Source organism: Mumia sp., assembly GCF_028803055.1.
Lineage (GTDB): Bacteria > Actinomycetota > Actinomycetes > Propionibacteriales > Nocardioidaceae > Mumia.
This window is the reverse complement of sequence record NZ_JARBCJ010000116.1, coordinates 1-10865: the sequence shown is the minus strand read 5'-3', so window position 1 is coordinate 10865 and position 10865 is coordinate 1. Positions and strand designations below refer to the sequence as shown.

Below are 10865 nucleotides of genomic sequence, written 5' to 3'. Positions count from 1 at the left end.
GGCAGGAGCTGGTCACCGATCCCGCTCATCAGCTGATAGCGCTCGTAGCGAGAAAGACCCTCCCACGCCTCGTCGACGTCGCGCCGGCCCTTGCGCACGTCCTTGTCCTGCGACGCCATCACGGCCTTCGCGACGCCGGTGACCGCTGCCGACAGCTCGTGCTCGGTGAACCTCATGCTCCGATCATGCCGGGCGTCGACCGACGCCCGGCGACCGCTCCCCTCAGCGACGACGGAGACGGCTGAGCCAGCCGCCTGAGCGCTCCTCGGCGGGATGACCCGAGCACCACTGGGCTGCAGGGACGCCTGCCTTCACCTGGGCGACGTGCTGACCACAGCCCGCCCACGTCGTCTTGCCGCAGGTACGGCAGGTGGTGCTTTGACACATGATGGTTCTCCTTTGTTCGGTTCAACGTCGGGGCACGGAGGCGTGGAACGGGATGAGGGTTGGCGTGCCGGCTCACACCAGCGCGGGGAGTGCTCGAGCGGCGGTGTAGGCCGCAACGGCGAGCACAAGCACGGTGAAGGCTCCTTGCAACCGCGCGGTGCCGGCCACCGCGGCCAGTCGGACGCCGAGCACGGCGGCGATCACGGAGACCGCGGTCAGCAGGAGCACCGGCCCCCAGTCGGGTGCGCTGCCGCTGCCGGTGCGGACCATGAGCGCCGCGACGCTGGTGACGGTGATCGCGACCAGCGAGGTGCCGGCAGCGAGGTCGATGGGCAGGCCCAGGGCCAGCACCAGGGCGGGCACGACGAGGAACCCGCCGCCGACGCCCAGGAGCCCGGTCACGAACCCGACGAGCGTGGCGGTGGTCAGCACCATGAGCGCCTGCGGACACCGGCAGACGAACGTGGGGCTGATGCTGATGATCGGGTCGTCGATACCCAGGCCGGAACGATGCCGGGGTGAGGTCGTACGGCCGCGCCACGAGCGCACCAGCCGCCACGCCATGAGGCCGCCGACCAGGAGCAGAAGCGCCGCGAACGCGGCCAGCAGCACGTCCTGCGACACGGACGACGACAGCGTCGCCCCGGCCGCGGCCCCGCCCGTGCCGACCGCTCCGAAGACGATGCCGCGGCCGAGGAGCACGTTGCCTGCTCGGTGAGCGGCGACCGCCGCGATCAGCGACGTGACGGTCACGACGACGAGCGATCCGGTCATGGCCTGCGTCGTGGACTGTTCGAGCAGGTAGACGAGGACCGGGACGGCGAGGATCGACCCACCGCCACCGAGCGCTCCGAGCGACAGGCCGATCACCGTGCCGGCAGAGACCGCGACGGCGACGAGGGCGAGCGACATCTCAGGCCGGGGTGCTGACGGTCTCGTCCGCCGTGCGGACCAGCGGCAGACCTGCCTGCTCGGCGTGGTCGAACGCGTCGTCGATCGCGACCAGGTCTCTCCCGGCCGCGGCGAGGAACGAGGCGGCGACGGACGCCCGGTAGCCGCCGGCGCAGTGCACCCACACCTCGCCCGCCGGGACCTCCTGGACTCGGCGTGGCAGCTCGTGGATCGCGAGGTTCACGGAGCCCTGGATCGCGGACTCGGCATGCTCCTCGGCGCGACGGACGTCAAGGACGACGACCTCGCGGTGGTGGCGCACCTGTGCCAGGTCGGCGAACGTCGCGACGGGGAAGCGGCCCAGCTCGCCGGTCGTCCAGTCCCGAGGTCCGCCGGTCGCCTGCGCGGCAGGGCGGTCGATGCCGATGCGGACGAGGTCGCGTTGCGCCTCCGCGACGTCGTCGGCGGTCTCCCCGAGCAAGGTCACCGGTGTCCCCCACTCGATCAGCCAGCCGACGTAGGTGGCGAAGGCGCCGTCCAGGCCGATGTTGAGGGTGCCGGGGGCGTGCCCCGCCGCGAAGGCCTTGCGGTTGCGCAGGTCGATCACCCACTCGCCGGCCTCGATGCGTCGCCGCAGCTCGATGGCATCGGCCTCCTGCACCGGAGAGAGGTCGGGCGCGGAAGGCCCCGCGGCGTTGGCCGGGCCCATGTGGACGTAGTACGCGGGCCAGTCCCCGAGACCGTCCAGGAGCTCGCGGACGTACGTCTCCTCGTCCTGGGTGAGCACCGGGTTGGACCGGCGCTCCTGCCCGATCGTCGAGGTGGTCGCGTCGGACTGGGTCGCCGCGCAGAACGACCCGAACCCGTGGGTGGGAAAGACCTCGGCGTCGTCGGGGAGCTCGGTGGCCAGCTTGCGGGCCGACGCGTGCTGGTGGCGCACCAGGGTGTCGGTGTGCGCCTCACCCAGCAGGTCGGGGCGGCCGGTGGCGCCGTACAGCAGGGAGCCTCCGGTGAACACGCCGTAGGGCTGCTCACCGTGGTCGCCGACGGACGAGAGGGCGTACGAGAGGTGCGTGAAGGTGTGGCCGGGGGTGGCGATGGCGCGCACCGTCATCCGAGAGCCGATGGACACCGTCTCTCCCGCCGCGACCGGGGTGCGCTCGAAGGAGACGTCGTCCTCGCGGTTGACGAGGTACGCCGCGCCGGTCGCCTGGGCCAAGGCCAGTCCACCGGTGACGTAGTCGTTGTGGAGGTGCGTCTCGAAGACGTGGGTGAGCCGGACTCCGTCGGCCTCGAGCACGTCGAGCACCCGGTCGATGTCTCGCTGGGGGTCGACCACGAAGGCGACCTCGCCGTCGTGCACGACATAGGTGCGGTCACCCAGCGACGGCGTCTCCAGGGTGCGAACCGTCAGATCGGTCATCGGCGGCGTTCTCCTCTCGCGGACCGGCGCCCGCTCAGCATCCCCCCGGGGGGTTATGATGAGGACGGTAACACATCCCCCCAGGGGGTTGTAGGATTGAGGAGACCGCGCCCCCGAGCCACGGGAGAACCACCATGGATCTCGACCCCACCGACATCAAGGCGGTCATCACGCGCATGAAGCGCGCCAACGGTCACCTGGCAAGCGTCATCCGGATGATGGAGGAGGGCTCGGACTGCGAGTCGGTCCTCACCCAGCTCGCGGCTGTCAACAAGGCGCTCTCGCGTGCCGGCTACGCCATCGTCGCGACCGGACTCCAGCAGTGCCTCACCGAAGGCGGTGACGGCCTCGCCGACGACGAGGTCAAGAAGATGGAGAAGCTCTTCCTCGCCCTGGCGTGAGCGCCGACGGCCTCGGCGTCGGTCCGGGTCATCGCTCCGACGCGACGGCCGTCTTCCGGTCACCCGGCACGCGGGTGATGAGGGTGAGCGCCACGGCGACCAGCGCGATGATGCCGATCGTCGTGTAGCCGAGCGTGTAGTCGGGCTCGCCGGTGTCACCGAGCAGGGCGGAGATGACGATCGGACCGATCACGCCGCCCAGGCTCCAGCCGATGAGCATGAGGCCGTAGATCGCCCCCGCGTACCTCACCCCGAAGTAGTCACCGGCCGTGGCCGGCATGGTGCCGAACCCGCCGCCGTAGCAGAGGTAGACGACCGCGGCGAGGGCGAACCACAGGGCTGCGTTGCTCGCGTGCGGCAGGACGATGAGGCACACGCCCTGGAGCGCGAGCATGGCGGCGAACGCCGGCATCCGTCCGACGTAGTCGGAGGCGGCTGCCCAGACGATGCGACCACCTCCGTTGAAGATCGCCAGCACACCGACGACTGTCGCCGCACCCGCCGAGCTGTAGCCGGCGATCCCCTCGGCGCTGCCCGCGGCCTGCGAGATCAGTGCGATGCCCGCCGTGACGTTGAGGGTCAGGATGGCGGTGAGCAGATACCACTGCGGCGTCCGCAGCGCCTCCTTCTCGGTGTACTCCTTGGCCGTCGGACCGGCCGCTCCTGCGGTCGCCGTCTCGTACCCGGGGACCGAGTAGCCCTGCGGCGGGTTGCGGAACAACGACGCGCCCGCGAGCGACATCACCAGGTAGGCCAGACCGAGCCAGAGGAACGCCTTGGACGGCTGGCTCTCGTCCTGGCCGATGAGCCACCGGGCGACGGGGGACGTCAGGACGGCCCCGAAGCCGAAGCCCCCGACCGCCAGACCGGTGATGAGGCCCTTCTTGTCGGGGAACCACTTCTGAAGCATGGCGATCGGGACGATGTAGGCGACGCCGAGCCCGAAACCGCTAATGACGCCGTAACCGAGAATCAGCAGCCACAGGTCCTCGGACCCCCGGGTGAACGACGCGATCACGATGCCGACCGCGTAGATGACGCCGCCCGCCAGGGCGACGACGCGCGGGCCGCGCTTGTCCTGCACCCGACCACCCGTGTAGCTGCCGATGAAGATCATCGCGATCGTCACCGTGAACGGCAGCGATGCCTCGACCTTCGTCAGCTGCCACGGCTCGGCGTCCTGGTAGGCCTTCGCGAACACCGACCAGGCATAGACGGCGCCGATGGAGAACTGGAGCAGAAGGCCACCGCCGACCAGCACCCACCGGTTCACCGAGCCACTGTCACGACGTCCCGGCGAAGCGGTGTCGTGGCGGCCGGTCGAGTCGCTCACGGAGTCGGTCATCTGGGCCTCCTGGCTCGTTTACTGGTGGTAGCGCACGGGGCCCTGTCGCTCGAGGCGCTCGCGCTGGGGGACGACGGTGTACTTCGGGTCTCTCGCGGACTGCTGCCCTGCCTCGAACACCCCGAACCGGGTGCAGACCGACCCCAGCATCAGCGCCGCTCCCGATGCTGCCGCGACGGCACGGCTGCGACCGGCCAGCAGCGTCCCGGCGGCACCAACCGCCGTCAGCGCCTTCGCCATCCGCATCAGGCGTCCTGCCTTGCCGTGGTGCAGGGGCTCCGCGGTCACACCCATCGACTTCTCCATCCGCTGCTCCATCCCCAGCTCGAGCAGCGCGCCGGCAGCGGCCATCCGCCGGACCGGACCGGTCTCGTGGGTCGGAGCGGCGATCATCCCCAGCCCGGCCGCCGCAGCGCTGGCGGAACCGACGAAGACGAACGGGAGCTCCTTGTAGGCGCCGTGCCAGGACGGTGTCGCCGTGTCGGAGAGCAGGACCGCGGTGTACGCGGCGACCGGCGGCGCAAAGAGTGCCGCCATGAGTCCCGCGGGCCGTCCGAGCGCGGACGCCAGCGGGAGCGGCCCCGCGCTGCGGTAGCGGCCCGGCAGCAGACTGACGACCTCCGCGCCCGCGGCAGCGCCGGCGAAGGGCCCGTACATCGACAGGATCCAGGTCCCGACCGACATCGGCGAGGTCAGCTTGGCGGTCCGGAGCATGTTCGCGAACCGTGAGGGCGTGCCGAGGTCGTGCACGAGCGCGGCCATCGAGAAGCCGAGCGCCCCGACCGCGGCCAGCCGGCCCGTACGCCGCAGCGCCGGCCTGCCGGTCAGGTCGGCGCCCGCGGCGATCAAGGAGGAGCCGGCGGCGAGGCCGCCGGCGAAGAGGTACGCCGGGATGTCGGCCTCCCACGGCGACGGCTTGACGATCGGCCGACCGTAGTAGGAGGTGAAGTCGGCCTCGGGCACCATGCTCTGCTCAGCACCCTTGCGGCGACGGCCCTTCTTGCGGCGTCCGCCCGCCGATCCGACGACCGCGTCCGTCTCGGCGGCGACGCCCACCATGCCGTCGCGCGTGACCGCGTACTCCGGGGTGTCGCCTGTCCTCGTCTGCTCCTGGCTCATCGCCGCCTCCCCAGGAACGACACCGCGGCGCCCGCGAGCATCACGGCTGCCGCCGCCGAGGCCCGCCGGAACATGTGCGGCAGGTCGCGGGTCGTCACCACCGGGTCCGGCGGGAAGCCGTAGACCTCGGGCTCGTCGAGCAGGAGGAAGAAGGCACCCGCGCCACCGACTCCGTCGTCGGGGTCGTTGCCGTACAGACGCGCGTCCATGACGCCCGCGTCGTTCAGCTGGGCGACCCGGGTGTTCGCGCGCTCGCGCAGCTCCTCCACGTCGCCGAACTGGATGGACTGCGTCGGACACGCCTGGGCGCACGCCGGTGTCTGGCCGGCCTCGAGCCGGTCGTAGCAGAGCGTGCACTTCTGCGCGATGCCCACGTTCTTGGCCCCGTCGGGGCCCTTCCGGCGCTCGATGACGCCGTACGGGCAGGCGGGGACGCAGTAGCCGCACCCGTTGCAGATGTCGTCCTGCACCACCACCGTGCCGAACTCGGAGCGGAAGAGCGACCCCGTCGGACACACGTCCAGGCAGGCGGCGTGCGTGCAGTGCTTGCACACGTCCGACGACATCAGCCAGCGGAAGTCGGGCTTCTCGGCGCCGTCCGGCGGCTGTTCCTCGGGCGGGCTCGACGGCGCCATCACCGGCATGCCGAGGTCGACCGACTGGCGGAGCCCGCTCTCCTGGTCACCGAGCCGTTTGGGCTGCTCGATGAACGCGACGTGCCGCCACTGGTTCGCGTTGAGCGAGTGGCTGTTGTCGTAGGACGAGCCGAGCATGTCGAAGTGGTCGGCGGGGACGTCGTTCCACTCCTTGCAGGCCACCTCGCAGGCCTTGCAGCCGATGCAGATGCTGGTGTCGGTGAAGAACCCCTTGCGCTTCGGGCGGTCCTCGCCGTACCCCGCCTCCTCCGAGGGATCGAGCGGCCCCCACAGGTCGTTCTCCCGGAACAGGCTCGTCATGACTGACTCTCCTTCGTGTCCTCGACCGCGTGGGCGGTGGTGAGACCTGCATCGTTCTGGTAGTCCATGACCAGCCGTCGCAACGCCGGTCCCGTCGGCCGCCGACCCGGGCGTACGTCGCAGGTACCCACCTTCGACTCCTGGATGAGGACGTTGGGGTCGAGCGAGATCCCGATCAGGTCGTTGGCCGAGTCGCCCGTCACCAGACCGCCCTCGCCCCAGTGGTACGGGAGCCACACCTGGTGCACCGTCCTGCCCTCGACCTTGAGGGGCGTGAGCCGATCGGTGACCAGCACGCGCGCCTCGATCGCAGAGCGGGAGGTGATGATCGTCGCCCAGCCACCGGGCTCGAGGCCGCGCTCGTCGGCGAGCTCCGGCGAGACCTCGATGAACATCTCCGGCTGCAGCTCGGCCAACCGCGCGACGAAGCGGCTCATCCCTCCGGCGGTGTGGTGCTCGGTGAGCCGGCTGGTCGTGAACACGTACGGGTAGACCTCGCTGTGACCCTGCGACGGCGACGGGTTCGAGGGGTTGTCGGGCCGGACGTACTCCTTGCTCGTCGGGTTGGCCTGCTGGGCGTAGAACGGGTTGCGGAACGGGGACTCGACCGGCTCGTAGTGGGTCGGCATCGGACCGTCGATGAGACCCTGCGGCACGTAGAGTGCGCCCTTCCCGTCGCCCTGCATGATGAACGGATCGTTGCCCGCGAGTCCCTCGACACCGGCAGCGCCGTCGGGCGGCCGGTACGACGGCGGCTTGGTCTTCTCGAAGTCCGGCACGTCGTGCCCGGTCCACTCCCCGGCATCCTCGTCCCACCAGACGTAGGCCTTGCGCTCGCTCCACGGCTTGCCGCTCGGGTCGGCCGAGGCCCGGTTGTAGAGCATCCGCCGGTTCGCGGGCCAGGCCCAGCCCCACTCGGGTGCCACGAAGCTCTGGTCGCTCCCCGGCTTGCGGCGGGCGGCCTGGTTGACGCCGTCCTTGTAGACGCCGGTGTAGATCCAGCAGCCGCCGAGCGTCGAGCCGTCGGCCTTCATCTCGATGAAGCTGGACAGCGGCCGACCGGACTCCACCTCGAAGCCGTTGATCTCCATGAGCACCGCCTCGGCGCTCGGCTCCACCAGCGGACCGTGGGTCGGGTAGTCCCACGCGAGCTGCTGGATCGGCAGGTCGCGCTCCTCGGTCGAGTCCGCGTAGCGCTCCCGGACCATCCGGCCGAGGTGGTAGAAGAACCACAGCTCCGAGCGGCAGTCGTCGGGCGGCTCGACCGCCTTCTCACGCCACTGCAGCATCCTCTGGGTCTGGGTGAAGGTGCCCTCCTTCTCGACGTGGGACGCAGCCGGCATGAGGAACACCTCCGTCCGGCACTCCTCGGGCACGATCTCGCCGGTGGCGACCTCCGGAGACGTCTTCCAGAACGTGGCGCTCTCGATCTCGAAGAGGTCGCGGACCACCACCCAGTCCAGGTTCGCCATGCCCAGGCGCTGGGCGCGCCCGTGCGCCGACCCCACGGCCGGGTTCTGGCCGAGCAGGAAGTAGCCCTTCACCTTGCCGTCGATCATGTCCATGACGGTGCTGTAGGTGCCGTGGTCGCCGGTGATCTTCGGGAGGTAGTCGAAGCAGAAGTCGTTCTCCGGCGTCGCCGCGTCTCCGAAGTAGGCCTTCAGGAGGTTGACCCCGTACGCCGACGCGTTGGCCCAGAAGCCCTTGGCGTCCGGCTGGCTGACGGCCTCGATCCACTGCTCCAGGCTCTGGTGTTCCACGGCGTTGGGCATCGGCAGATAGCCGGGGAGGAGGTTGAACAGGGTCGGGATGTCGGTCGAGCCCTGGATGCTCGCATGCCCGCGCAACGCCATGACACCGCCGCCGGGCCGGCCCATGTTGCCCAGCAGCAGCTGGAGGATGGCCCCGGTCCGGATGTATTGCACGCCCACGCTGTGCTGGGTCCACCCGACGCTGTAGACCAGCGCCGTGGTGCGGTCCGGGTTCGAGTTCGCGGTCCACGCCTCGCACACCTCGCGGAACTGCTCCTCGCTCACACCGCACGTCCGCGCCACCATCTCCGGCGTGTAGCGGGCATAGTGCCGCTTGAGGACCTGGTAGACGCACCTCGGGTCCTGAAGCGTCTCGTCGCGCGGCGGATTGGCCTTCACGCCGCTGCCGTGGGACTCGTGCTGCAACGCGCTGGCGGTCTCTCGCTGCATCTCGGGGTTCTGCTCGTCGTCGGCCGCGGGCTCGTCGCCGGCGTACTGCCAGGACGTCGGGTCGTACGTCCGCGTCTCGGGGTCGTACCCGGAGAACAGCCCGTCGAGGTCGTCGGTGTCCTGGAAGTCATCGCTGACGATCGCCGCGGCGTTGGTGTAGTTCACGACGTACTCACGGAAGTCCAGCTCGTTGGAGAGCACGTAGTTGACGATGCCGCCGAGGAAGGCGATGTCGGAGCCCGCTCGGATCGGCACGAAGGTGTCGGCCAGCGCGCTGGTCCGCGTGAACCGCGGATCGACGTGGATGATCTTCGCACCCCTCGCCTTCGCCTCCATCACCCACTGGAAGCCCACCGGGTGGGCTTCGGCCATGTTGGAGCCCTGGATGATGATGCAGTCAGCGTTGGCGAGGTCCTGGAGGAAGGTGGTGGCGCCTCCACGCCCGAACGACGTCCCCAGACCGGGAACGGTGGCGGAGTGTCAAATGCGCGCCTGGTTCTCGATCTGGATCGCGCCCATCGCGGTGAACAGCTTCTTGATGAGGTAGTTCTCCTCGTTGTCGAGGGTCGCCCCTCCGAGGCTCGCGATGCCGAGCGTGCGGCGGACCCGCTGTCCGCGCTCGTCGACGTCCTGCCACGTGTCGTTGCGGGCCTTGACGACCCGGTCGGCGATCATCTCCATCGCCGTGTCGAGCGCGAGGTCGGTCCACTCGGTCGCGTACGGCGCGCGGTACTTGATCGTGGTCTGCCGCAGCGGGCTGGTGACGAGGTTCTTGCTCGCCGCGCCCTTCGGGCACAGCCGACCGCGGTTCACCGGGCTGTCCGGGTCACCCTCGATCTGGATGACCTTCTCGTCCTTGACGAAGACCTTCTGGGCGCACCCGACCGCGCAGTACGGGCAGACGCTCTTGGCGACCCGGTCGGCGGTCTCGGTGCGGGCGGTGATCTCGTCGGTGTTGCGGGAGCGTACGGCCGCGCCGCGTCCCAGCCGGTCCGCACCGGTCAGCTGTCGCAGCACAGGCCACGAAAGGAACGTCCTCGCCACCCGCCTCACCTCCGTTGAGGGCACGTTACCCCCGACGCCCCTCGTTCACACGTGGGTGAGGCGACCGCGTGCCGCTGTCAATCAACCGGTGTCAGCGCACCGCGACGACGAAGTCGGTGCGGGGCACGACCTCGCCCACCACCGGATGGCCCGGGATCTCACCGGCGACGAGGAGACCGCCCGACGTCTGCGCGTCCGCGAGCAGCAGGAGCTCGTCCTCCTCGACGCTCGCCTGCAGGTGCGGGCGGACCCAGTCGAGGTTGCGACGGCTCCCGCCGGGCACGAACCCGTCACGGAGCGCGTCACGAGCGCCACCAACGTACGGGACGGCCGCCGCGTCGACCACGGCGCTCACCCCGCTGGCCCGGGCCATCTTGAAGAGGTGACCGAGGAGGCCGAAGCCGGTCACGTCGGTGGCTGCCGTGCACCCGCCGGCCACGGCCGCACGCGAGGCGTCACGGTTGAGGCCCGTCATCGTGGCGACGGCCTCCTCGAACCGCTCGCCCGTCGCCTTGTGCCGGTTGTTGAGCACCCCGAGCCCCAGCGGCTTGGTGAGCGTCAAAGGCGTCCCCGGCATGGCGGCGTCGTTGCGCAGCAGGCGGTCGGGGTGAGCCAGACCGGTGACCGCGAGGCCGTACTTCGGCTCCTGGTCGTCGATGCTGTGGCCCCCGGCCAGGTGGGTGTCCGCCTCGCGGCAGACGTCGCGGCCCCCACGGAGCACCTCGCGGGCCAGGTCGAACGGGATCCGGTCGCGCGGCCACGCCAGCAGGTTGAGCGCAACCACCGGCTCGCCGCCCATCGCGTAGACGTCCGAGAGGGCGTTCGCCGCGGCGATCCTCCCCCAGTCGTAGGGATCGTCGACGACCGGGGTGAAGAAGTCGGTCGTCGCGATGATGGCGCGTTCGCCGTCGATCCGTACGGCGGCGGCGTCGTCGCCGTGGTCGAGGCCCACGAGCAGGTCGCCCGACTCCTCACCGAGCCGCAGGTCACCGAGCACGCGTTCGAGCTCGCCGGGCGGAACCTTGCACGCGCAGCCGCCGCCGGCGGCGTACTGGGTGAGCCGGAGATCTGCAGCTGCGGTCGTCATGGTCCCAACCT

General features: G+C 70.3%; 8 protein-coding genes. 1 reads left to right on the top strand and 7 read right to left on the bottom strand.

Annotated elements, in window-relative coordinates; genetic code table 11:
- Window positions 1-459: 459 nt before the first annotated feature.
- Together PV363_RS11855 and PV363_RS11850 are read right to left on the bottom strand one after the other, a co-directional pair.
- On the bottom strand, window positions 460-1299 hold the full coding sequence (locus tag PV363_RS11855; RefSeq protein ID WP_301022418.1) for a sulfite exporter TauE/SafE family protein: 840 nt from the start codon (window positions 1297-1299) through the stop codon (window positions 460-462).
- Window position 1300: 1 nt separating this feature from the next.
- Window positions 1301-2701 (bottom strand): MBL fold metallo-hydrolase, encoded by a 1401-nt coding sequence (locus PV363_RS11850; protein ID WP_301022417.1) that lies wholly within the window; start codon window positions 2699-2701, stop codon window positions 1301-1303.
- 134 nt (window positions 2702-2835) lie between these two features.
- Here PV363_RS11850 and PV363_RS11845 point away from each other — a divergent pair, with 134 nt between their 5' ends.
- Window positions 2836-3102: a metal-sensitive transcriptional regulator gene (locus tag PV363_RS11845; RefSeq protein ID WP_220344294.1), complete on the top strand. Its 267-nt coding sequence runs from the start codon at window positions 2836-2838 to the stop codon at window positions 3100-3102.
- A gap of 28 nt (window positions 3103-3130) precedes the next feature.
- Here PV363_RS11845 and PV363_RS11840 read toward each other — a convergent pair whose 3' ends face one another.
- From PV363_RS11840 to selD, 5 genes are all read right to left on the bottom strand, one after another.
- Window positions 3131-4447 carry an OFA family MFS transporter gene (locus tag PV363_RS11840; protein WP_220365814.1) on the bottom strand — a complete coding sequence of 439 codons (1317 nt, stop codon included), beginning with the start codon at window positions 4445-4447 and terminating at the stop codon, window positions 3131-3133.
- A gap of 18 nt (window positions 4448-4465) precedes the next feature.
- Complete coding sequence (gene nrfD / locus PV363_RS11835) at window positions 4466-5566, bottom strand: NrfD/PsrC family molybdoenzyme membrane anchor subunit (RefSeq protein ID WP_301022416.1); 1101 nt, start codon at window positions 5564-5566, stop codon at window positions 4466-4468.
- The gene (locus PV363_RS11830) at window positions 5563-6522 is read right to left on the bottom strand and encodes a 4Fe-4S dicluster domain-containing protein (protein ID WP_220344291.1); all 960 of its coding nucleotides are present in this window, start codon (window positions 6520-6522) and stop codon (window positions 5563-5565) included. The genes nrfD and PV363_RS11830 overlap by 4 nt, the downstream gene beginning before the upstream one ends.
- The gene (gene fdh / locus PV363_RS11825) at window positions 6519-9767 is read right to left on the bottom strand and encodes a formate dehydrogenase (protein WP_301022415.1); all 3249 of its coding nucleotides are present in this window, start codon (window positions 9765-9767) and stop codon (window positions 6519-6521) included. The genes PV363_RS11830 and fdh overlap by 4 nt, the downstream gene beginning before the upstream one ends.
- A gap of 91 nt (window positions 9768-9858) precedes the next feature.
- A complete protein-coding gene (selD, locus tag PV363_RS11820) occupies window positions 9859-10854 on the bottom strand; it encodes a selenide, water dikinase SelD (RefSeq protein ID WP_220344289.1) in 996 nt (331 codons plus the stop codon).
- Between the last annotated feature and the right edge of the window lie 11 nt (window positions 10855-10865).